This window comes from Limoniibacter endophyticus (assembly GCF_014652835.1).
Lineage (GTDB): Bacteria > Pseudomonadota > Alphaproteobacteria > Rhizobiales > Rhizobiaceae > Limoniibacter > Limoniibacter endophyticus.
Genome location: NZ_BMZO01000002.1, coordinates 161,814 through 183,956, shown reverse-complemented (window position 1 = coordinate 183,956; position 22,143 = coordinate 161,814). Strand labels below are relative to the sequence as shown.

Below are 22,143 nucleotides of genomic sequence, written 5' to 3'. Positions count from 1 at the left end.
GAACGATTGACGCTGCGATCAATGGCGCTTGAGCACCACGTTCCATAGACCAAAGAAACTCACGGCGCCCGTTCACCCAGAGCGCGTATTTTGGCCAGATCATCCCGAAACCGCTGCATCTCCTCGCGCTTTTTCCCTTGATCCGGAATCCGCAGAAGATAGGACGGATGCACGGTGACGAAAAGCTGCCCTCCATCTTCCCGTTCCATCGCCTCGCCGCGCAGATCGGAAAGTTTGTAGCGTTTCTCGACCAAGGAAGACAAAGCCGTGGCCCCCATGGCAACGACGATCTTGGGCCGCACCAACTCAAGTTCCTGCGTCAGCCACCAACGGCAAGCCTTGATTTCGCTCATGTTCGGCTTCTGATGAATACGGCGCTTGCCGCGCGGTTCAAACTTGAAATGTTTGACGGCATTGGTCACATAGAGTCTATCGCGCTTCAATCCGACATCGGACAGAACTCCCTCGAGCAACTTGCCCGCGGGTCCGACAAAGGGACGGCCTGTTAGATCCTCCTGATCACCCGGTTGTTCCCCGACCAACATTGTCCCGGCATTCTCCGGTCCTTCACCAAAAACGGTCTGTGTCGCGTTGCAATAGAGCGGGCAACGCGTGCACGTCTCCGCCGCCTGCCGCACGCCTTCAAGCCCCTCATTCAGAACATTGGCCTTTGGTGTTGCCATGGCCTGAGCCTCCTTGATCCGGTGGTGAAGCAATGGCGGCTGCGTCGCCATTGCTTGCGCCATCTCCCTGACGCGAACTTCTGCACCCGAAATCAGTTCCGGAATGAGCTCGGCCTCCGGCATGTTCTTCCAGTATTTCCTGGGCATCTCTGCTTGCATGGCCTTTATCTTGAGACGGGCCGGATTGAAGATATTGCGGAAATAGGTGCGCCATAGATCATCGGTTTCATCGACAATGCCGGGGTTTGCCTGAGGCGCGTCGGAAAGTTTCAACTCCTTCCCGTTCCAGATCGCAGACCCTTTGGGCGTGGCGATCACCCAGTCCATATCGGTGAACCGGCGCTGAAAGAACGGAGCCGTGCGCGCCACGACATGATGATCCGGTTCAAACCATGCAAAGAAGCTGCGCCGCGGCCGACGATCGGGAGCACCCACCTCCTTGAAGCGTAAGAAGGCCTTCATTTTGTGACAGTCGCGCCGAACGGACTTTGCCATCATCCGCGCCTCATGCACATCGGGGTCTGTTATCAGTGACAAGAGCCTCTTTTCTTCCTGCAAACGCCAGAGCAGCCGGTAAAGCAGCGAAAGCCGTAGGGGACTTGAGTGGCAACAAATCACCTCCGCCAGGTCCAGAAAGGCAGATGGCACATGCGGTGCTTCCCGCCCCGATAGCGAAGGCCCCCGGTCGTGTGACTGCTGCGCAACTTCCTCAAACAATCCGCTGGCGAACCCGCCCGGCGCGCACCGCCAATCTATTTCATGTGGCGCGACGTTCTGGATGAAGAGCCTGCGCGCTGCGGTTCGCCACTGCGTGAAGCAATCTTTCCCGATGCGGATTTCAACCCATTCCCTCACAGCAGTGCCAGCTGTTTTGGCTCAGGCGCGAACATGGCGCGAAGATCGCTGCGATCCAGCACGCGGTGCGGTGACCACCCCTCGCACGTGATGAAGGCCTTCACCTTTCTGATCGAGACACCCAGCCGCCCCAGGTCGTCGAGCCTCAACCGACGCAAACGGCGGCTGGAAAGGATTGACTGCACGCTCTTCGTCCCGAAGCCCGGCACACGCAAAAGCATCTCCTTTTCCGCGCGATTGATATCGACCGGAAAACGGCTGCGATTGGAGAGAGCCCAGGCAAGCTTCGGATCAAGGTCCAGATCCAGCATGCCGTCGCCACGGTCGGCGACAATTTCGTCGATGGCGAAGCCATAGAAACGATAAAGCCAGTCCGCCTGATAAAGCCGGTGCTCGCGCATTAGTGGTGGCTTGATCAGCGGGAGTGCGGCGGAAGAATCGGGGATCGGGCTGAAAGCCGAGTAATAGACGCGTTTCAGCCCGTAGCTACCATAAAGACGTGAACTGGTCGAAAGAATGGTCCTGTCATCTGCGTCGTCAGCGCCCACGATCATCTGTGTGCTTTGCCCAGCCGGCGCGAACTTTTTCGTCGTCTTCGTGCGCAGGGTCTTCTCGCCCGCCTCTTCTATCTTCAAGCGCAGATCGGCCATGGAACGACGAATATTGGCCGGCTTCTTTTCCGGCGCGAATCGGCCGATGCCCTGGTCGGTCGCAAGCTCTATATTGATCGATAGACGGTCGGCATAAAGCCCCGCCTCCTCGATCAGATGGGCGGAGGCGTCAGGAATGGTCTTCAGGTGGATATAGCCCCGGAAATTATGCCGATTGCGCAAATCACGCGCGACACGCACCATCTCCTCCATCGTGTGATCCGACGAACGGATGATGCCGGAAGACAGGAACAGCCCTTCAATATAATTGCGGCGATAGAATTCCAGCGTAAGCCAGACGACTTCCTCGACCGAAAACCGAGCCCGCTCGACATTGCTCGAAGACCGGTTAATGCAATAGGCGCAATCATAGATACAGAAATTCGTGAGCAGTATTTTCAGAAGCGAGATGCACCGGCCATCCGGCGCATAAGCATGGCAGATACCTGACCCCTCCGTCGAACCTAGCCCGCCAGTGCGCGACGAGTCTCGCTTCGCTGTGCTGCTCGATGCACACGACGCATCGTATTTCGCGGCATCCGAGAGGATCGCCAATCTTTCCTTGAGCGTCTTTTTCATGGTTTGTTCCTTTTATGTTCCGGAACAAGCCATGTCAATCGGCAAGCACGATCAGTGGGCCTGGAGACCTTTCCCCGCTGATTGCGCGTCAACGCATTAGCTACACACCGTTAAGCGGCTTCAACCTCCGCATCGTACCTTTCCTGCGATGCCTCGATCTCCGGCATATTGGCAACCGCCCAGCTACCGAGATGTTGCAGCGGTTCCAGCAGTGAAAATCCAAGAGGAGTGAGTTCATAGTCAACACGCGGAGGTACGCTCGCCTGCACCGTGCGTTTTACCAGCCCATCGCGCTCAAGTCCCCGTAATGTAAAGGTTAACATGCGTTGCGAGATGCTGCCGATCTGCCGTTTCAATTCGTTGAAACGCATTGAACGACGTCCCAGCAGGATGATGACCAGCACCGTCCATTTATCGCCTATCCGCGAGAGAACCGGAGCCAATCGCTCGCATCCACCCGACATGACTTCGGGAACATTTGTGTCACCTGGTTTCATCAATGTGCCTTCTTGCAGCTTCTCGCGTCTTCCCCTAGGTAGCTCAGTATCAGTTTGATACCGCATCCTCCCAAACGAGAAAAGAGCACTCCCGTGACTTTGCAGCTTAATATCATCGTCGCCAGCACCCGTCCCGGCCGCGTCGGCCCGGTTTTTGGCAAGTGGCTTTATGATTTCGCCAAGCAGGACGGCACATTCCGCCCGGAATTGGTCGACCTCGCCGATTTCAATCTGCCTATGTATGATGAGCCGCAGCATCCACGTATGGCGCAATATGAAAATGAGTCGACCAAGGCCTGGTCGAAGAGCGTTGCGAGCGGCGATGCCTATATCTTCATCACGCCTGAGTATAATGGCGGCCCAACGCCGGCGCTCATCAACGCGCTGAACCTCGTCTACAATGAGTGGAACTATAAGCCAGCCGCTTTCATGAGCTATGGTTTCGGCACGGCAGGTGCGCGCGCTTCTCATCTCACGAAGCCTATTCTCACCGCACTGAAGCTCATGCCAATTCCGGAAGGCATCATGGTGCCGAACTTCCCGGCGTCCATCAATGAAGGCGGCGAGTTCGTGCCGAACGAGTTCAACACACAGGGCGCAACCGACACGATCAAGGAACTCTATCGCTGGTCGGACGCTCTCAAGGGCCTTCGCAGCTGATTTCAGCCCGAGTTCCGCCCTCCCCGCTCAGGGGAGGGTTCGGTCCGCAGACCAACGACAAACTGAGCACTCTTCAGCCCGCTTCACGCATCGGTCCTTCGCTTCCGGAAGGTCGAGCATTCGCTTAGAAACCCGACAACACGATCTTGCCCGTAGAGTGCCCGCTCTCAAGCTGAGCATGCGCGCGCTTGAGATTGGCTGCGCTGATCTTGCCATACTCCTCGGAAAGTGTTGTGCGTATTTCGCCGGCATCGACCATCTTGGATACTTGATCGAGCAATTCGCGCTGACGCTCCATGTCAGGCGTGCCGAATACTGAACGGGTGAACATCGATTCCCAATGAAGCGATACGGATTTGCCCTTGAGCAGACGCACATCGAACGCGTCCGGGTCATCGATCAGGCCGAAACATCCCTGTGGCGCAATCAACTCGATGATGGCCGGGAAATGTCTATCCGTGTGGGTGATCGAGAAGATATAATCTACTGTATTGATCCCAAGCGCCTTTACGCCAGTGGCAATGTTTTCCCCATGATCGACGACGTGATGCGCACCCAATTCCCTACACCAATTGCGGCTTTGATCGCGTGACGCGGTTGCGATGATCGTCAGGTCGGTCAGTTTCCTTGCGAGCTGGATTGCCATGGAACCCACGCCACCCGCCCCACCGATTATGAGAAGCGTTTTACCCTTGTCGGAGTCTTTTATCTTGAGCCGTTCAAAAAGCATCTCGTAGGCGGTGATCGTCGTCAGCGGCATTGCGGCAGCCTGCGGGAAGGAAAGCGATGCAGGTTTTTTGCCCGCGATCCGTTCATCCACCAGATGATATTCCACGTTGGTGCCGGACCGGGCGATCGATCCGGCATAGAAAACCTCCTCGCCGACCCTATAGCCAGTCACGCCCTCCCCAACCGCCTCGATCGTGCCGCTTGCATCAAAACCGAGAATTTTCGGCTTGCCCGCTTCGCCTGCCGCGCGCTTGCGCACCTTCGTATCGACCGGATTGACCGAAACCGAATGGACCTTGACCAACAGGTCGCGCCCCCGGGCTTCCGGTTTGTCCAGTTCGACATCGATCAGCGCTTTGTCATCTGTTATCGGCAGGCTCTCGTAGTATCCGACTGCTTTCATGATCGTCTCCATCCCGTTTGATTTTCGCAACGCTAACCTATGGGCCCCGTAATATGGTAGGGTTTGCGTATCCAATTTTTCTGAATGGTATTTCGTCAAAAGGTCATTCAGGAGAATTATACCCGTTGGCCGAAGGCAGCAATTCCACGTCTTCATGCGGCGGGTCGCGAAATGGCTGTGCATGCCGCTGTGGAAACGTGCGAGTGGGTTTCCTCGTTTGATAAGGCGCGTTACATTTCGTGAGGGAATCGCCGGTTGAGGGCGAGGGGAGACAGTCTTTTTTGACCGTCGGAGTTCAGGTTTTGTTTAATCAAGAAAGGCGAAAGTGCGGATTTTCCGGACTGACATCGCTATCCATTTGGCATAATTCGTCTACGTCGCTTTGCTCAGCTGCAAGCGGGAGCGAGGTCTTTTGAGTCCGGCAACCGGCCAGCAGGCGCAAATCGACCTTGGCGAAACATTGAGCCAGCACGCGAGAGAATGCGGAGCGGTTCACCACCTGCTGTTTTCCGCACACATGCATGGTCGCCGCACAATGCTCGAAGTGCTTTCCGCAAGCTGGGTCTACGATGCCGTGCTTCATGCGCAGGCGCGCTTTCTGCCGGCACTTATCGAACAGGATCAGCTTACCCTGCCCGGCGAGGCGCCGCTGATTTATTCGGCCGAAACCGGCCCTCATGCGTCTCTGATCCAGGCTACGCCCGCACTCTATCGCCATGTTGGCGATTATTGCTGCTTGCAGCTGCTGGCTGGTAAGGAGCGCTATTTGCTGTTGTTTTCTTCAGATGCAGGCGCGATGGACGATTATCTTATACGGATCGCCCAGATGAAATGTTCCTATATCCTGTCGTCCATCAAGGCGACTTTGCCACAAGATCGCAGCACCGCTCTTTCGGAGCGCGAACGCGAATGTCTGCGTTGGGTTTCCGAGGGCAAGACCACCGAGGACATAGCGCTTATCGTTTCCGTATCGGCCAATACCGTGAATAATTATTTGTCGAACGCCATGCAGAAGCTCTCTGCCAGCAACCGCGCCATGGCTATCGCCACGGCGATCCGCGCGAATTTGATCTGAGGGAGCTGACAATGCCTCAAGTCATGCAATCCACCCCTACCCGACGACGTCAGAGTGGACCTGCGTTCAATCTGCATACGATCGCAGATGCCTATCGCCATTGCCGCGAGATTGCGCAGGAGCACGGCATCCGCCGTTTCGCGTGCCTCTCCATGTTCGCCAGCAATGGCAAGGAAGCGGCAGATCAGCTGTTCGATACCGATGGTTGGGAGAAGAAGGCGCCGCAAAACCTGGGAACCCATGGTCTGGAACGTATGATCCAGCATAGTCTGGAATCGGTGCTGCCTTTGTGCTGGGGCGATGGCCTGCCCTGTGCAGATGTGTGCATACATGCAGCTTCGCTGGTCGAAAGTCGTGCAGGCTTTGCTTTTCCCGTTCAGGCCGAACGCGGACGTACCGGTTATTTTCTGTTTCTCGACCCGCAATGGCAATTATCGCGCGAGGCCATCTGCGACCTGCACATGCAGTGCTTCGCGCTCTTCCGGGTTATCGCTTCCCTTCCTGTCCAGGATCTGGTCGAGCATCCTGGCCTGTCGAAGCGCGAACTCGAATGCCTGAAGCTTACCGCCAACGGCCAGACCAGCGAGGATATCGCCAAGAAACTTGGCCTTTCGGTTCACACGGCAAACCAGTATCTCGTCAATTCGACGGTCAAGCTCAATGCAGTCAGCCGTGTACACGCAGTGGCGAAAGCCTTGAGGCTTGGCCTGATAGATTAAGGCGTGGATAAAAATCGCAGGTTCAGATAATTTTTTTATTTGAAATCAGGTATTTCTCTTTTTTTTCAGACCAGAACGCGCCAGACTTTCCACACCCTCCCGCGTCGGCGGATAATCCGTCTCATGCGTTGAGGGGTCAGGTGAGCTCCCGTGACATCGAAGACGCAAAGGGCAGGTTGCACACTGGTCGAGTCAGTGCGCAGCTCGAGCGGGACGTGACAAACCCCGCTTCAATGCCCGAGCGCGTGTGGAAGCATCGCATAATCATGAGATTACGGGCCACATGCGCTCTTCCCCTCATGAAATGCGTCAGTTCCGGGGGAAGTAAAAACCGGCTTCCCCGGAACTGACGCCCCTCACACCTATCAACCGTGCGGCGCGAGCCGTGACGGCATTTCGAGCTGGACTCGGCTCATAATGCCTGGGACACAATGTGCACCGCAGGCGCACCCGAAGCGCGTGCAAAGCGACTGCGGAGCAATGCGCTCTCCAGAAAGCGCGTGTTCTCTTCCGGTGTAGCTTCGTTGTTTTCGAAAGTGATATAGCTGATGCGGACAAAGGCGCTATCGGCGCGCATGCCGAGCGTGAAATAGACCGAAACGCCACCGGGATGCAGTTCAAGATCAAGCTCGATCTCCGGTTCGGCCCCCCAGCCGGCTCGTGCCTGGCCGCCGATCCCCATCCGAAGCACACCCGGCATGAAATATTGCTCGGCAGCCGTCTCGATCAGATCGGCAACATTGCCGAACAGCTCCATGCGAATGAAGGCTATGTAGTCGCTCGCTTCGACCATGCGCAGTTCGCTGACGACGGGGCGGATCGCTTCGGCGACGATGACCTCGCGCGGCGCTGAAAAATCCTGAACTCTCATCCCTTCCCCCTATCGAACGACTGACTGCGGCTTGACCGCGTATACAATGCGAACCAGCTCTGCGACGGCGTGGTAGAACTGCGTCGGGATAGCTTTATCAATCGAAACCTGCTTGTACATGGAGCGCGCGAGCTCCACGTTCTCGAAAACCGGAATGTCATTGGCTTCCGCAATCTCGCGAATCTTCAGCGCAACCAGGTCCTGCCCCTTGGCAACCACCATCGGGGCTGTGTTCTCCTCGCGCTTATAGCGAAGCGCAATGGCAAAATGCGTCGGGTTGGCGATTATAAGTGTTGCCTTAGGCACAGCGCTTATCATGCGATTGCGCGCCCGGTCTCGAGCCAGTGAACGCAGCCGGGCCTTGATGATCGGGTCCCCCTCGGCCAGCTTGTGCTCGTCCTTCACCTCCTGCTTGGTCATGCGCAGTTCGGCGCGCCAGTGGAAGCGGGACCAGAAGAAATCGGCACCGGCAATCAGCGTCATGACCAGCAGGATTGCGACAATGATGCTGATTGCGTTGGAGCGAATGACTTCGACAAATGCAATCGGACTGGTGATCATGCCTAGCAGAAGCTCGCGCCACGTTTCACGCGTCACGAAAAAGACGGCCGCACCGGCGACGAATATCTTGCCCAGCGATTTCAGAAACTCGACGAAGCCCTGCATGCCGAACATGCGGCCCAGGCCCTTCGTCAGTGAAATGCGTGACCATTGCGGGCGGATACGCTCCAGAACCATGCTCGGCATGTTTTGCAGCAGCGATGCACACAGACTGAAGGATGCTAGAAGAATAAGGGGGGCGGCAACAGCGGCGGCAATCTGCATGACGACACCGCGATAGAGAGCCTCCGCATCCTGATCAGTCGCCAGGCTCCATTCCTCGGGCCGCTCGATGAGACTCTGCATGAACTCGGTCAGTGAAAACACGTTGCCGGACATGAAAAACACGAAAAAGACGAGAATCGCCAGAAGCGATGCAAACGCAGGCAGTTCCTTGGAGAACGGTGTTTGCCCCTTCTCCAGCGCGTCGCCAATCTTCTTCTCGGACGCTTCTTCTGTCTTGCTGTCCTTATCGGCACTATCCGACATGAGATTTCCTGCAACCGGGATATGGCGCGCAGCCGCCCTTTGAAGGGCGAGAGGCCCTTGTCAGCTTGAAGCAGCCGCTCAAGCAGCAACTTCCGCGTCTGCGGTAGGCAACTCGATCAGCCCTTGCGTCGACAGCGAAATGGCGCGTGAGGCGATTTCCTTGCGTGCAGCCATTACATCCTCTGCGCGAATGGAATCGGCATCCTCGCCCAGTTCGGATTCCACCATGCGGCGGGCACGCTGACTGATCGCCGTCAATACGCTGTCCGCCAACTCGACCGTCGTGCCACGAAGAGCAAGCGCGATACGATCCGGCGTGATGCTGTCGAAAAGGAGCGCACGTGCTTTTTGTGTCAGGCTGCCAATATCTTCGAACGAGAAGAGACGCGAACGGATCGCATCGAGATCATCGACACCGGCAGCCTCGAGATCGGCCATGATCTCGTCGAGCTCATTCTTCTCCAGTTCGTTGAGCAGGTTCGCAAGCTTGGTCTGGCCCGCGGAAATATCGCGTACCTTCTGTTCCAGGAGACGCTTGCGCAACTGACTCTCGACGATGCGCAGCGCCGCATCGGGAATGGCTGCGAGCGAAACCATGCGTTTCATGATTTCGCCACGCACCTGCTTTTCAATCGTGAGCAGCACCTTCGCCGCAACTGACGATGATAGCTTGGATAGGATCAGTGCAGCGGTCTGCGGATGCTCTCCGGTCAAGAAAACGCCAATACGTTCGGCAGGAAGACGCTCTACATCGCGCCACAGGAGCGACGGGTCGGTCGTGTGTTGGCGAGCACGCCCCATGAGCGTGTCCATTTCCTCGCTGCTCATATTGTCGGTGAGCAGCTTGTCCATGTGTTCCGCCGAATCGAGCAATCCCGCCCCTTGCGCGAACTCTTCCTCGAACTCTGCAACAATACGTTCGAGATCGGCCTGCGGAATGGTGCGCAGCACGCGCGCAGCATCGACCAGCGATTTCAATTCGTCCTGTTTGAAGAATTTGAGAAGCTTGCTGGCATTGGGCTTGCCCATCGCGACCAGCACGACGGCTGCCTTCTGCGAACGCGTCAGCGAAAGGGTCTGCTCGGTCATCGAGGGGGTCTCCAAACCAGAATTAATTACCGCTGATAATTTCGATCAGCTGGATGCCGAAGCGTGACGGATCATTTTCGAGCACCGTAATCTCGCCGCGTGCGATGCGACGCCCATTGACGACAACATCGACGGGTTCGCCTATGCGGCGGTCGAGCGCGATGGTTGCCCCCTTCTGCAAAGACATGAGCTCAGAGACTGACATCGTCGTGGAGCCCAGCACGATCTGCACCTCGACCGGAATATTCATGATCAGGTCGTTCTTCGGTGGCTCCTCGCGACCGCTGCGCTTCTGCTGTTCGAGCAGTACGCCCTGCAATTCCTCGATGGTTTCCGCGTTGACCTGTTTGCTCTCTTCGGAAGAGGCAATAACAGTTTCTTCCGCTGCCTCTGGGGCCAGCTTGGCGGTTGCCTTGCTCATCCTCTCATTCTCCATTCAGAGCAATTCCAGCAAAAGGACACGGGTTGCGGAATTGCGTTAAAATCAACGACGCCGAAGGCTCAGTCCTGCGTCAGAATCTCGTTCATCAAGTCGCGTTCGGCATCGAAAGGTTCACGGACACGTACCGTGTATTGATCACCCAGCTTGCCGAATTCGCAGGAAAACAGCTTGCTGGATCCCGCCTTAAGCAGCACGCTCTCCATCGCACCAATATCCAGTGGGAGGACCTGCCCGGCGTGAAAATCGGCGATCTGGGCCAATGTCAGCCTACCGAGCATGATCTGTGCTTCCATCGAAACCTTGGAGCGTTTGATCTCGCCGGAAAACTTTTCGCTCCAGTCTTCCTTAGGCTCGTTGCCAGCTTCGTCGGCAATCGCGTTGCCGCGATGTTGCAGAAATACACGCTGCGGCATGTAGAGGTGCAGCACGCCGGAATTGGCGCCGAGCGTCAACGTTAATGCCAGATGCACTGCTGGGCCGTCGCGTAAGCTCTGCTTTTTCAAGCCCTGCCCGTTGATAGGTTCGGGAAGCGGCATCTTGAGATCGAGTGCTCGCTTGCCCGAGCCGTTCAACGCTTCGGCAAAAGGCTTGAAAATGAGCGAGGCGACGTCCAGCTCCGTTGGTGACAGGGCCTTGTCATGCACCTCCACTTCGTCATCGACCGCACCGCCAAACAGCGCGTTAACGAGAATGGCCACGCCCTGCGCTTCCAGATGCATGACGAGCGCATCGGGAGAAGAGGATGACGCCGCGATCAACAGCGCGCTTGACTGGCTGAGACCGCGAAGTGCTTCTGAAAAACGCGTGACTTCCACCGCGGAAATCTCGATTTCAACGGGAGCTGGCAAAAGTTCGGCTAATGTCTTCGAGACACTTGGTAAAACACGTTCCCCCATCTTGCGGGCCGCGCGCACGATTTGTCCTGGCTCGCCGGTGTCCCCGATAAGTCGCTCGATGATAAGCGCCCGCTTCTCGGCTTCGCTGCGTGGCGCGATGGCGTTGTCCTGCTTCCTTGTCATGCGGCCTTCGCTATTTCGACTTCACGCGGACCGGAGTTCATCGTGCTTTCCTCGACCGCGTCGAAGGAGGGGCGGTCGTATGCCGAGATCGTCTTGCGGCCAAACTCGATCGCGATCTGCGGCAATGCACCGTTCATGTGCGCGATCAGCGTCTGCTTCACAACGATGAACATGCGGCTTTGCTTTTCACGTACCGTTTTGACCTGCGTGGCGATCGGGCCAACAATAGAATAGGAAAGAAATATGCCGAGAAAGGTGCCGACGAGCGCAGCGCCGATCAGACCGCCGAGCAGTTCAGGCGACTGATCGAGCGCACCCATCGCCTTGACTATACCAAGAACGGCGGCAACGATGCCCAGCGCCGGCAAGCCGTCGGCAACCGCCTGAAGCGCGTGATACGGCTTCAGCTTATCGGCCTTGATCGTGTGTATCTCCTCATCCATCAGCGCCTCAACCTCATACGGACGGGCATTACCCATCATGATGATGCGGCAATAGTCACAGATGAACTGCGTCAGCGCCCCGTTCCTGATCACGTATGGGTAGTTCTGAAAAATCGGAGATTCTGTCGGATTGTCGATATGTACTTCGACTTCGGATTTGGTCTTGCTCTTCATTTCGCGCACGAGCGAATGCAGAACGCCGAGCGTCTGAAGATAGTCCCCTTGCTTCGGCACCGCATACTTCAAGGCCTCCATGCAGGCCCTGCCGGTATCTTTGATGGTCGAGAAAGCGTTTGCGACGAGGAACGTACCGAGTGCCGCGCCGCCGATGATGACGAGTTCCCAAGGCTGCATCAGCACTTCCAGATGGCCGCCCATGGCCATGAAGCCGCCGAGGACGCAACCGAGCGTCACTACAAGTCCGATAATGATACCCACGAAACTGCCCTTTCCTCACATCTCGATCGGAACCATAGGCGTCGAGGCTTGTGTGAACCTTAAACCTATTAGCGGTTGATCAGACAGCTTCGCGCAAGCATGGTTTTCTAGGTTACCCGCAACGCAACCAGGCAAAAGGTCGTCGGCATGGACACCTATCTCAGCTACCAGATCATTTCGCGCAACATGACGCGCTCGATCGAGCGCATCCAGAGTCAGCCTGTGGTCGAGCGAGAGACTGCCTACTACCTTGAGAACATTGAAAATATAAAATCCATCGATGACTTCTTCGAGGATGACCGCATCTACCAGTACGCCATGAAGGCGCATGGCCTCGAAGATATGGCCTATGCGAAAGCGTTCATCAGGAAGGCGCTAACCGAGGGCATCCAGGAAAACGACGCTTTCGCCAACCAGCTCACTGACAAGCGTTTCAAGGATTTTGTCAAAGTCTTCAATTTCGAGCAGTTCGGGGCCGACGTTACGAAGGACGCAACAGTGCGTCAGGGCACGGTGGACATGTATCTGCGCCAGACGCTCGAGCAGGATGCAGGCAATAGCAATGAGGGCGTACGCCTGGCGCTCTATTTCGAGCGCAATGTAGCCGATCTCTCCAGCCACTACGAAATATTGGCGGATCGGGTACTGGCTACGGTCGTGCGTACCGCACTGGGGCTTCCCGAAAGCTTTGCCACCACCGACATCGACAAGCAGGCAGCCCATCTCAAAAAACATATCGATCTCGATGATTTCAAAGATCCGGTCAAACTCGAGAAATTTCTCCAGCGCTTCACCGCGATGTACGAAATGGCAAATCCGAGCACCGCGAGCGCGGCCAGTTCAGTTGCAGTCCTCTTCAGCCAGCCGGCGGAATTCGGCGTTTCCACCAACGTGCTTCTCGCACTACAATCCATGCGACGCTGAGGCGAGCCAGTGCAAAACGGACTTTACGTATCTCTTTCCTCGCAGTTGGCGCTCGACAAACGTCTATCGACGATAGCCGACAACATTGCCAATATGAGTACAACCGGCTTTCGCGCCACCGAGGTACGCTTCGAGGATCTCGTCGTCGGCTTCGGCAAGCAGGAAGTCGCATTTGCGTCATCCGGCGAAACCTTCCTTTCTATGCAGAAAGGCGCGTTGGAACAGACCAATAATCCGTTCGATTTCGCGGTGCGTGGCGAAGGCTGGTTTGCCATCGAAACACCTGCTGGCATGGTCATGACCCGCGATGGTCGCTTTTCCATGCTACAGGAAGGCGAATTGGTCAGCATAGAAGGCTACCCGGTATTGGACGCAGGTGGTGCTCCGCTGCAGCTCAACCCCGCTGGAGGGCCACCCGAAGTCGGACCCGATGGCATGATCCGTCAGAATGGTGTGGCAGTCGGAGCAATCGGCGTCTGGGAGTTCGAACCTGGCGTCAATTTCGAGCGCTTCGGCAATTCCGGCATCGTGCCGAAGACCCCGCCGCAACCGGTTGTCGATCAAGCAGATGCCGGCGTTGTGCAAGGCTATCTCGAGCAGGCAAACGTCAATCCGATACTGGAACTGACTCGCCTTATCACACTGCAACGCACCTTCGACAACTCGGCCGCGCTGAACCGCGATTCGGAAGCGCGGCTCGACGATGCCATCAAGACGCTGGGCGGTTGAGGCTGGCTGAATGAACGCAATGTCGCCCGACTTGCCGCAAGCTCAGGACGCCGGTGGAAGCGAAAGCCGCGTTGCCTTGCTGGCACGCGCGTTTGCCGAAATCAAGGCATCCGAGCCGCTGCGCTTCGGTGCGGCTATCTCCTCGATCTCACCCACCCATTACGAACTCTCCCGGATGCCTGCCAATGTCAGTATCGGCGATCTGGTGGAGCACATTTCGAAAGATGACAGCCATATTGGCGAAGTCGTCGGCATCGAACGCGACCGCGTGACCATAGCGCCGTATGATGGCGCAAGCTGCGCGCGCATTGGCGATCCGGTCTTCCGACGCGGCACGTTGGCGCTGCCGGTTTCGCCCGAATGGAAAGGCCGGGTCATCAACGCTCTCGGACGTCCGGTCGACAGCGGCGCACCGCTTGTTCCTCACCTCGAGGCCGTCGCCAACAACGGCACTCCGCCGGCCTTGGCACGGGCACGTGTCGAACGGGGCTTTCGTACCGGCGTACGGGCGATCGATATCTTCACGCCTCTCTGCTACGGGCAACGCATAGGCGTCTTCGCTGGCTCCGGTGTCGGCAAATCCACGCTGCTCGCCATGCTGGCGGCAGCCGACGCGTTTGACACGGTCGTGGTCGGAATGGTCGGTGAACGTGGCCGTGAAGTGCGCGAATTTCTCGAAGACACGCTTGGGGCAAAGAACTTGCGCAAGACCGTAGCCGTTGTCGCCACCAGCGACGAGGCCGCGATGATGCGGCGGCGCGCACCTGACACGGCGATGCGGATTGCCGAATATTTCCGTGACCGTGGTGAACGTGTGCTGCTCATCCTGGATTCAATTACCCGATTTGCCCATGCGCTGCGGGAAGTTGCAACAGCTACCGGCGAACCGCCCGTTGCACGTGGTTATCCTGCCTCCGTTTTCACAGCATTGCCGCAACTGTTGGAACGTGCCGGCCCCGGCGAAGAAGGCAAAGGCTCGATTACCGCTGTCATTTCCGTTCTGGTCGATGGCGACGACCATAATGATCCGGTCGCCGACGCCGTGCGGGGGATTCTCGACGGTCACGTGGTCCTCGACCGCGCCATCGCCTCGGAAGGCCGGTTCCCGGCGATTGACACACTCGCCTCCATCTCGCGCCTTGCCAACAAGGCTTGGTCAAACGAGGAGCGCATCCTTGTGGGCAAGCTCAAGGCAATGGTCGCGCGGTTCGAGGAAACGCGCGACATTCGCCTGATGGGCGCCTATCAGGCCGGTGCCGATCCCGACCTCGATCAGGCGGTGCGCCAGGTACCGCAAATCTACAAGGCCTTGGTTCAGTCTCCACAAGACCCTCCATCGCGCGACCCTTTTAATGATCTTGCCCGTTATCTACGTGTCCCGGAGCCCTCCAATGTCCAACAATGAGGAACTGCGCGTACGCAGCGATGAGTTGCAGGCCTGGCTGGACGAGCGCCGAATGGCAGCGACGCCGATGGACGAGAAAACGGCATTGTTCAGCGGTGACATGGCCCTTCAAGGCGTAGGATTGGCGCTTGCCGTCGGGTCCTTCGTCTTTCCATGGTATATTTTCTTGAATCAGGACGATTTCGGCGCCAGGATCATCGCCTTCAGTGGTCACCAGCAGCAAATTCCGGCACCGGTTACCGACCCCGATATCCACAATCTTTCCCCGCTGGCCTTCGAGCAACTGACGACGGCTGTCGATCCCATGGCGACAGCAAGCATAGCGCCTGCGCTAACCGATGCTCAGAAGCAGGAAGCGGCCACGCAGCCTTTCCCCGGTAAAGGTCAAGCGCGCCCCTATCGCCTGGTCGACATTGCCAATGGGCGGGCACTTTTGCGCGACAATGCCGGCTTTTTCCTCGTCGCCCGTGGCTCGCGCCTGCCCGATGACCGGCGAGTGGTCAATTTCGAGCATGATGGCAAGGGCTGGGTCATGGTCACCACCGATGGGGAACGCATCAAGGCTGGCGATTGATCGGTAGGCCTCCCGGCACAGATGCTGACCATCCCGCAAGGCTCGCGCAAGACAACCTCCCTAAAGTCTCCACCAAGACTGAGAGGGATATTCCATGCAACCGGTCAATCTGTTCGATCTCGCCTCACAGCAGGCGCGCTGGCTGGCAGTGCGGCAGGCCTCCACGGCCAGCAACATCGCCAATGTCCATACGCCCGAATACCGCGCGACCGATATCGAGCCGTTCGAAAACATCGTCAATAATACGTCTGTCTCGATGCGCACGACCAACGCGAATCATCTTTTGCCCGTCGGGCAGACGGATGCGAACTATCGGACCCATCCGACCGACGACCCGGTGATGATGCCCTCCGGAAATAATGTCTCGATCGAAAACGAGTTGATGAAGGCCGGCGAAGTGCGCCGCGAATATCAACTCAACACGGCGATCGTGAAATCCTTCCACCGCATGATGATGATGACGACGGCAAAGGGCTGATAGATGGATCCGATTACCGCCGCCTCCAAGATCGCTGCTTCCGGCATGACCGCGCAATCCGAACGCCTGCGCATCGTCTCGGAAAATCTTGCGAATGCGCAATCGACCGGCGAGACGCCCGGCTCCGATCCATATCGCCGCAAGACCATAACTTTTGCAGCGGAACTAGACCGCGCAATGGGCGGGTCGCCTGTTCAGGTCAGCAATATTTCTCCCGACATGGCGCCGTTCCGTACCGAGTACGACCCGGGCAATCCAGCCGCCGATGAGAGCGGTTACGTGAAGGTGCCGAACGTCAACGTGCTGGTCGAGATGGCAGACATGCGCGAAGCCAATCGTGGCTACGAGGCCAATCTGCAGACCATCAAAACTGCGCGTGAACTCATCAGCATGACCATCGATCTCCTGAGGACATAGGCATGATCTCTTCCATCGCACCATTGACCGCGGACATGCTCAAGTCGGAATCGATCGTTTCGGCCCGCGACAGCGTCAACGTTTCTGCTCCGTCAGGCGGCATCAGCTTCGGGCAATTGCTCAGCGAAACCGCCATGAAGACGGTGAATAATCTCGAAGCGGCAGAGGCCACGTCGATTAAGGCGCTACAGGGCGACGCCGATACACGCCAGGTCGTCGATGCGATCATGAGCGCAGAGCAGTCCCTGCAATCTGCCGTCGCTATCCGCGACAAGATCGTGAACGCTTATCTCGAAATCAGCCGTATGGCGATCTGAAGGACCTGACCCATGAAAGCACTCGCCATCGCCGCCACCGGCATGAATGCTCAGCAGACCAATCTGGAAGTCATCGCCAACAACATCGCCAATATCAACACGACCGGCTACAAGCGCGCCCGTGCTGAGTTTTCGGACCTGCTTTATCAGACCGAGCGCCTTCAGGGTGTACCGAACCGCGGTGACGGCAATGTCGTTCCGGAAGGTGCGCATATCGGTCTCGGCGTCAAGACGGCCGCAATCCGCAACGTGCACACACAGGGTTCCCTCACGTCGACCGGCAACGAGTTCGATCTTGCGCTTTCCGGCAAAGGCTGGTTCCTGATTGAGGGAGCCGATGGCCAGGAGTTCTACACCCGTTCCGGCGCCTTCAACACCAACGCGACGGGCCAGTTGGTGACGCTCGACGGCAACATCGTCGTGCCGGGCATAACTGTGCCGGAGAATACCGTCGAAGTCGTGTTCAACAAGACCGGCGGCGTCTATGCGCGGGGCGCAGACGAAGTGCTTACGCAGATCGGTACGTTGCAACTAGCAAACTTCGCCAACGAGGCCGGCCTTCAACCGATGGGCGACAACCTCTTCAGGGAAACGGAGGCCTCGGGTCCGGCGGTTATCGGCGATCCCGGCGATGTTGGCTTTGCCACGATCAACCAGGGCTATCTCGAAAATTCCAATGTCGATCCGGTAAAGGAAATCACCGATCTGATTTCGGCGCAACGCGCCTATGAAATGAATTCCAAGGTCATCCAGGCGGCGGACGAAATGGCTTCCGTCGTTTCCAAGGGTATCAGGTAAGCTCATGAAGCGGCTGTCGAAAATCGCATTCATCGCGGCAATCGCAGCCGCTTGCTTCACGTCTTCCGCGATCGCGCAGGAAAGCGTCATCGTCACTAATCGCGTCATTTATCCAGGCCAGACCGTGACGGCCAACGACATTCGCGTCGTTCAGCTCAAGCAGAACCGCGACGTACGCGCCTATGTAACTAAGGCTACGCAGATTGCCGGCAAGATCGCCGACAAGACCATCCTGCCGAACCGTTTCATCGTGCCGGCAATGTTGCGCGAGGCCTATGCCGTCAACAAGGGCCGGCCGGTTCAGGTCACCTACGAGCGGGGTGCTTTGTCAATCACCATCATGGCAGTCGCGCTTCAGGACGGATCGCCGGGCGACATGGTGACGTTGCGCAACGCCGATAGCGGCCAAACCTTCAACGGCGTGGTGCTTGCCGACGGCACCGTGAGGGTCGGCGCATGATCGCCCGCCTTCTGAGCATCCTCGTGGTCTCGCTATCATTGGTCGTGCCGTCTGCCGCGGGCGGCGATCTCAATTCGGGTATGCGTGCGCATATCAAGGATATTGCGATGCTCCAGAGTGGCCGTGACAACCAGCTCGTCGGATACGGCCTGGTCATCGGTCTCAACGGCAGCGGCGATTCTCTTCGCAACGCCCCATTCACCGAACAATCCATCCGTGCCATGCTGGAGAATCTGGGTGTCGCAACCGAAGGCGGCAGGGCGCGCGCGCGCAATGTCGCGGCCGTCATCGTCACGGCGACGTTGCCCCCTTTCGTCGAGACAGGAACCCGCATCGACGTGTCCGTCGCCTCGATGGGCGATTCGACCTCGCTACAAGGCGGCGTCCTGGTGATGACGCCTCTCAAGGCGGCGAATGGCGACATATACGCGGTCGCGCAGGGACCTGTCTCCGTCTCAGGCTTCAATGCACAGGGCGCGGCCCAGACAATCACACAGGGCGTGCCAACAACCGGGCGCGTGCCGAATGGCGCCATTGTCGAGCGCAAGATCCCGGACAGCTTCGGCAACCTCGACACACTCGTGTTGCAACTACGTAATCCGGATTTTTCGACCGCTGTTTCGGTAGCCGACACCATCAATGCCTATGCAAAGCGTCGCTACGGTCGCAATGTGGCAAGCGAGAAGGATGCGCGGACCGTTCAGGTAAAGAAGCCATCCGGCGTTTCCCCTGCACGCTTCTGGGCCGAACTGGAAGGTCTCGTGGTCGAGACGGATACACCCGCCCGCGTCGTCATCGATGAACGCAGCGGCACCATCGTCATGGGCGAGAATGTGAAGATTGCCCGCGTTGCCGTCAGCCATGGCGCGCTCACCGTTCGCATCAACGAAATGCCGCGCGCGGTCCAACCGGAAGCCTTCTCTTTCGGTGAAACGGTAATCGAACCCAGCACCGACATCCAGGTCGATCAGGATGACGCCAACATGGCGATCATCGAAGGCCCCAATCTCAACGAACTGGTCGACGGGTTGAACCGCCTCGGTGTCAAGCCGGACGGCATCATCTCGATCCTCCAGGGCATCAAGACGGCCGGCGCGCTGCAAGCCGACCTTGTCGTGCAGTAACCGGAGGAAGACGGCATGAACAAGAAAATCAATATGGCAGTTCTTGGCACCGCCCTGGCGCTCGCACTCTCTCCTGCCGCAGCGCAAGCCCTCATAGAGGAAACGCCCGTCGCCAATGCGCTGGAGCAATCTGAAATCGACCGGTTCTGCGGCAATATTGCCGATGCCGCACGGGATCGGCGCTATGCCTTGCAGGAAGAAGAGTTGACGAAACTGCGTGCCGATATCGATAGCCGCATCAAGCTTCTGGAAGATCGTCGCGCCGAATACGAACAATGGCTGAAGCGTCGGGAAGTTTTCCTCGCACGTGCGGAGCAGAGCGTGGTCGGCATCTATTCCAGAATGCGCGCCGATGCGGCTGCCGCCAAGCTGACCGAACTGCCCAATGAACTGGCCGCTGCGATCTTGATGCAACTGAAGGAGCAGCAGGCAGGTCAGATACTCAGTGAGATGGAAGCGAAAGCCGCCGCGCGGCTCACGACCGTAATGGCTTCTGTTGCCAGCAAGAAAGACCCGTCATGAACCGTGTTCTGATCGCCGCCCTCGCCTGCACGGCCCTTGCGGGGTGCACGACGCCGAACCGTGAAATCGGCCGCACACCGGCCCTGTCGCCCGTGGGGTCAGGTGCCGTTCCAACGGTCAATTCGGTCTATTCCTATCCAAAGCCGCCTGCTCCGCGTAGCAACAACTTCTCTCTCTGGACCGACAAGCAGAGCCGTTTCTTTACCGATGCGCGCGCGCTGGAAGTCGGCGATATCCTCACGGTTCTGATCTCGATCAACGATCGCGCCAATTTCAAGAACGAGAGCGAACGCGACCGTATGTCGAGCAAGAATCTCGGCTTGGGTCTCGGGGGGTCCTGGATCGGGTCGGGCATTGCCGGATCGCTTGATGCGGACATGTCATCGGATACCGCCTCCAAGGGAACCGGCGAGATCAAGCGTTCAGAAACGCTTGATCTTCAGGTCGCAGCCGTCGTGACGGAAGTCCTGCCAAACGGCAACCTTCTGATACAGGGATCGCAGGAAGTGCGGGTCAATGCCGAAATGCGCGTCCTGACGATTGCAGGCATCGTACGGCCCACCGATATTGGCGGTCGCAATACGATCGCCTATGAACGGATTGCCGAAGCCCGCATCTCCTATGGCGGCACCGGCCGGCTGACCGAGGTGCAGCAACCACCCTATGGCCAGCAGTTCCTCGACAACGTCCTGCCGTTCTAAAGGATCGAAAAACCATGCCGGCAGCAGACAATGTCGAAGCACCGAAGAAATCCGCGCCATCCATAATCATGCAGCTCGCCGCACTTACTGCCGCGACGGCAATTGCCGTCGGCGTCGGTTTTCTCTCAGGCAACTACCTCGGTCGCAATGCTGTATCACCCCCGGAGAACGCGATTGGCGGGGAAAACACCCAGGCTGCTGTTTCACCTGTGTTGACCTCGGTGGTCACACCGCTCGAAGCGATTATTACCAATCTGTCCGATCCGACAAATGTTCTGATCAGGCTCGAACTTTCCCTTATCAGCCCACAGACGATCTCGGTGGAAACGGCTTCGACCGCTCATCAGGATCTTCTTGCTTTTGTTCGGACCCTGAAGCTCCACCAGATTTCGGGCGCGAGCGGCTTCCAGCACATGCGCTCAGAGCTGCGTGAGCGCGTGCGCATACGCTCCAACGGCGCGATCAATGACGTGCTTATCCGGGTCTTTATTCTCGAATGAAAAAGCTTTTCCTTTCCATTGCCGTCCTCGGGTTCAGCGTTGTCAGCGCCCAGGCTCAGCTGAACCTCGGACAGGCCTTCGGTCAGACTGACGGCACCACCGTCAGCTATATCATTCAAATGTTCGGCCTGCTCACCGTGCTTTCGGTGGCACCCGGCATCCTCATCATGGTGACAAGCTTTACGCGCTTCATCATTGCCTTTTCTATCTTGCGCGCTGGCATTGGCCTGCAATCAACACCTGCGAATCTCATTCTTATCAGCCTTTCCCTCTTCATGACCTTTTACGTCATGGGGCCGACCTTCGATCGCGCGTGGACGGAGGGGGTACGCCCCTTGATGAACAATGAAATTCAGGAGGACGAAGCCGTTCAGCGGATCACAGAGCCATTCCGCGCTTTCATGCTTCAGCATGTACGCGAAAAGGACCTCGCCCTGTTCGCCGATCTGGCCGCCGAACGCGACAACGCCAACGAGGCAGCGCCACAGCCGCAAGCCGAAAGCGAAATTGTCGAATTGCGCGTGCTGGTGCCGGCCTTCATGATCTCTGAAATCCGACGCGGTTTCGAAATCGGCTTTCTCGTCGTGCTACCTTTCCTGATCATTGATCTGATCGTTGCGACGATCACCATGGCAATGGGCATGATGATGCTGCCCCCCACGGTTGTCTCTCTACCATTCAAGATATTGTTTTTCGTACTGATTGACGGCTGGAACCTGCTGGTCGGGGCCTTGGTCCGATCTTTCAGCTAGACGGATCGCAGGACTTACGAAATCAGGCGTTCTCGGGCATTCACGTGGTCAGGCTACGACCTGCTGCCTTCTTCCCGAAGCACGTTTCAACGGCTGAAGTCTGCACTTCTGACAGAGAATGTACACTGATTAGCGTATACAGCCCATTCCCAAACCACCCTCGCACAAGCTTCGCAGCCTAATGTCATTTCATGGCGCGTG

Annotated in this window: 27 protein-coding genes; 17 read left to right on the top strand and 10 right to left on the bottom strand. The window is 57.5% G+C overall.

Annotated features, from left to right (window positions below):
• Window positions 1–59 precede the first annotated feature (59 nt).
• From IE151_RS03415 to IE151_RS03405, 3 genes are all read right to left on the bottom strand, one after another.
• Window positions 60–1,538: a UdgX family uracil-DNA binding protein gene (locus tag IE151_RS03415; protein WP_308430486.1), complete on the bottom strand. Its 1,479-nt coding sequence runs from the start codon at window positions 1,536–1,538 to the stop codon at window positions 60–62.
• On the bottom strand, window positions 1,535–2,767 hold the full coding sequence (locus IE151_RS03410) for a putative DNA modification/repair radical SAM protein (RefSeq protein WP_189487944.1): 1,233 nt from the start codon (window positions 2,765–2,767) through the stop codon (window positions 1,535–1,537). The genes IE151_RS03415 and IE151_RS03410 overlap by 4 nt, the downstream gene beginning before the upstream one ends.
• Before the next feature lie 110 nt (window positions 2,768–2,877).
• The gene (locus IE151_RS03405) at window positions 2,878–3,264 is read right to left on the bottom strand and encodes a winged helix-turn-helix transcriptional regulator (RefSeq protein ID WP_189487941.1); all 387 of its coding nucleotides are present in this window, start codon (window positions 3,262–3,264) and stop codon (window positions 2,878–2,880) included.
• Window positions 3,265–3,357: 93 nt separating this feature from the next.
• On the opposite strand from IE151_RS03405, the gene IE151_RS03400 reads away from it, so the two are divergent.
• Complete coding sequence (locus IE151_RS03400; protein WP_189487939.1) at window positions 3,358–3,924, top strand: NADPH-dependent FMN reductase; 567 nt, start codon at window positions 3,358–3,360, stop codon at window positions 3,922–3,924.
• A gap of 124 nt (window positions 3,925–4,048) precedes the next feature.
• Here the strand turns inward: IE151_RS03400 and IE151_RS03395 are convergent, their stop codons facing one another.
• Window positions 4,049–5,056, bottom strand: a complete 1,008-nt coding sequence (locus IE151_RS03395) for a zinc-binding alcohol dehydrogenase family protein (RefSeq protein WP_189487937.1) — start codon at window positions 5,054–5,056, stop codon at window positions 4,049–4,051.
• 412 nt (window positions 5,057–5,468) lie between these two features.
• On the opposite strand from IE151_RS03395, the gene IE151_RS03390 reads away from it, so the two are divergent.
• Together IE151_RS03390 and IE151_RS03385 are read left to right on the top strand one after the other, a co-directional pair.
• Window positions 5,469–6,131, top strand: a complete 663-nt coding sequence (locus tag IE151_RS03390; RefSeq protein WP_189487935.1) for a helix-turn-helix transcriptional regulator — start codon at window positions 5,469–5,471, stop codon at window positions 6,129–6,131.
• Window positions 6,132–6,142: 11 nt separating this feature from the next.
• Window positions 6,143–6,850, top strand: a complete 708-nt coding sequence (locus IE151_RS03385; protein WP_244636591.1) for a helix-turn-helix transcriptional regulator — start codon at window positions 6,143–6,145, stop codon at window positions 6,848–6,850.
• Window positions 6,851–7,262: 412 nt separating this feature from the next.
• On the opposite strand, the gene IE151_RS03380 is transcribed toward IE151_RS03385, so the two are convergent.
• The 6 genes from IE151_RS03380 to motA all read right to left on the bottom strand — a co-directional run bounded on the left by IE151_RS03380 (window position 7,263) and on the right by motA (window position 12,241).
• Window positions 7,263–7,721 (bottom strand): hypothetical protein, encoded by a 459-nt coding sequence (locus IE151_RS03380; protein WP_189487933.1) that lies wholly within the window; start codon window positions 7,719–7,721, stop codon window positions 7,263–7,265.
• A gap of 9 nt (window positions 7,722–7,730) precedes the next feature.
• The gene (flhB, locus tag IE151_RS03375) at window positions 7,731–8,810 is read right to left on the bottom strand and encodes a flagellar biosynthesis protein FlhB (RefSeq protein WP_189487931.1); all 1,080 of its coding nucleotides are present in this window, start codon (window positions 8,808–8,810) and stop codon (window positions 7,731–7,733) included.
• Between the two features lie 78 nt (window positions 8,811–8,888).
• Complete coding sequence (locus tag IE151_RS03370; protein WP_189487929.1) at window positions 8,889–9,899, bottom strand: FliG C-terminal domain-containing protein; 1,011 nt, start codon at window positions 9,897–9,899, stop codon at window positions 8,889–8,891.
• A 22-nt stretch (window positions 9,900–9,921) separates the two neighbouring features.
• Window positions 9,922–10,320, bottom strand: coding sequence for a flagellar motor switch protein FliN (fliN, locus tag IE151_RS03365; protein ID WP_189487927.1), 399 nt, complete (start codon window positions 10,318–10,320; stop codon window positions 9,922–9,924).
• 80 nt (window positions 10,321–10,400) lie between these two features.
• Window positions 10,401–11,360, bottom strand: coding sequence for a FliM/FliN family flagellar motor switch protein (locus IE151_RS03360; protein ID WP_189487925.1), 960 nt, complete (start codon window positions 11,358–11,360; stop codon window positions 10,401–10,403).
• Window positions 11,357–12,241, bottom strand: a complete 885-nt coding sequence (gene motA / locus IE151_RS03355; protein WP_189487924.1) for a flagellar motor stator protein MotA — start codon at window positions 12,239–12,241, stop codon at window positions 11,357–11,359. The genes IE151_RS03360 and motA overlap by 4 nt, the downstream gene beginning before the upstream one ends.
• A 147-nt stretch (window positions 12,242–12,388) precedes the next feature.
• Here motA and IE151_RS03350 point away from each other — a divergent pair, with 147 nt between their 5' ends.
• The 14 genes from IE151_RS03350 (at window position 12,389) to fliP (ending at window position 21,942) form a co-directional block, all read left to right on the top strand.
• A complete protein-coding gene (locus tag IE151_RS03350; RefSeq protein WP_189487921.1) occupies window positions 12,389–13,165 on the top strand; it encodes a DUF1217 domain-containing protein in 777 nt (258 codons plus the stop codon).
• A 9-nt stretch (window positions 13,166–13,174) separates the two neighbouring features.
• A complete protein-coding gene (flgF, locus tag IE151_RS03345; RefSeq protein ID WP_189487920.1) occupies window positions 13,175–13,894 on the top strand; it encodes a flagellar basal-body rod protein FlgF in 720 nt (239 codons plus the stop codon).
• A 10-nt stretch (window positions 13,895–13,904) separates the two neighbouring features.
• Window positions 13,905–15,299, top strand: a complete 1,395-nt coding sequence (gene fliI, locus IE151_RS03340) for a flagellar protein export ATPase FliI (protein ID WP_189487918.1) — start codon at window positions 13,905–13,907, stop codon at window positions 15,297–15,299.
• On the top strand, window positions 15,286–15,873 hold the full coding sequence (locus IE151_RS03335; RefSeq protein WP_189487916.1) for an FAD-binding oxidoreductase/lyase: 588 nt from the start codon (window positions 15,286–15,288) through the stop codon (window positions 15,871–15,873). Before fliI ends, IE151_RS03335 begins: the two co-directional genes overlap by 14 nt.
• 94 nt (window positions 15,874–15,967) lie before the next feature.
• On the top strand, window positions 15,968–16,351 hold the full coding sequence (gene flgB / locus IE151_RS03330; RefSeq protein ID WP_189487914.1) for a flagellar basal body rod protein FlgB: 384 nt from the start codon (window positions 15,968–15,970) through the stop codon (window positions 16,349–16,351).
• Between the two features lie 3 nt (window positions 16,352–16,354).
• Entirely contained in the window at window positions 16,355–16,768 is a 414-nt protein-coding gene (gene flgC / locus IE151_RS03325; RefSeq protein ID WP_189487912.1) for a flagellar basal body rod protein FlgC, read from the top strand.
• 2 nt (window positions 16,769–16,770) lie between these two features.
• Complete coding sequence (fliE, locus tag IE151_RS03320; RefSeq protein ID WP_189487910.1) at window positions 16,771–17,085, top strand: flagellar hook-basal body complex protein FliE; 315 nt, start codon at window positions 16,771–16,773, stop codon at window positions 17,083–17,085.
• A gap of 12 nt (window positions 17,086–17,097) precedes the next feature.
• Window positions 17,098–17,883, top strand: coding sequence for a flagellar basal-body rod protein FlgG (gene flgG / locus IE151_RS03315; RefSeq protein ID WP_189487908.1), 786 nt, complete (start codon window positions 17,098–17,100; stop codon window positions 17,881–17,883).
• A gap of 4 nt (window positions 17,884–17,887) precedes the next feature.
• Window positions 17,888–18,343, top strand: a complete 456-nt coding sequence (gene flgA, locus IE151_RS03310) for a flagellar basal body P-ring formation chaperone FlgA (protein ID WP_189487906.1) — start codon at window positions 17,888–17,890, stop codon at window positions 18,341–18,343.
• Window positions 18,340–19,467 (top strand): flagellar basal body P-ring protein FlgI, encoded by a 1,128-nt coding sequence (locus IE151_RS03305; protein ID WP_189487904.1) that lies wholly within the window; start codon window positions 18,340–18,342, stop codon window positions 19,465–19,467. Before flgA ends, IE151_RS03305 begins: the two co-directional genes overlap by 4 nt.
• Before the next feature lie 15 nt (window positions 19,468–19,482).
• The gene (locus IE151_RS03300; RefSeq protein ID WP_189487902.1) at window positions 19,483–19,989 is read left to right on the top strand and encodes a MotE family protein; all 507 of its coding nucleotides are present in this window, start codon (window positions 19,483–19,485) and stop codon (window positions 19,987–19,989) included.
• The gene (gene flgH, locus IE151_RS03295) at window positions 19,986–20,690 is read left to right on the top strand and encodes a flagellar basal body L-ring protein FlgH (RefSeq protein WP_189487900.1); all 705 of its coding nucleotides are present in this window, start codon (window positions 19,986–19,988) and stop codon (window positions 20,688–20,690) included. The genes IE151_RS03300 and flgH overlap by 4 nt, the downstream gene beginning before the upstream one ends.
• 14 nt (window positions 20,691–20,704) lie before the next feature.
• Window positions 20,705–21,190, top strand: a complete 486-nt coding sequence (locus IE151_RS03290; RefSeq protein WP_189487898.1) for a flagellar basal body-associated FliL family protein — start codon at window positions 20,705–20,707, stop codon at window positions 21,188–21,190.
• On the top strand, window positions 21,187–21,942 hold the full coding sequence (fliP, locus tag IE151_RS03285) for a flagellar type III secretion system pore protein FliP (protein ID WP_189487896.1): 756 nt from the start codon (window positions 21,187–21,189) through the stop codon (window positions 21,940–21,942). Before IE151_RS03290 ends, fliP begins: the two co-directional genes overlap by 4 nt.
• Window positions 21,943–22,143: the final 201 nt, after the last annotated feature.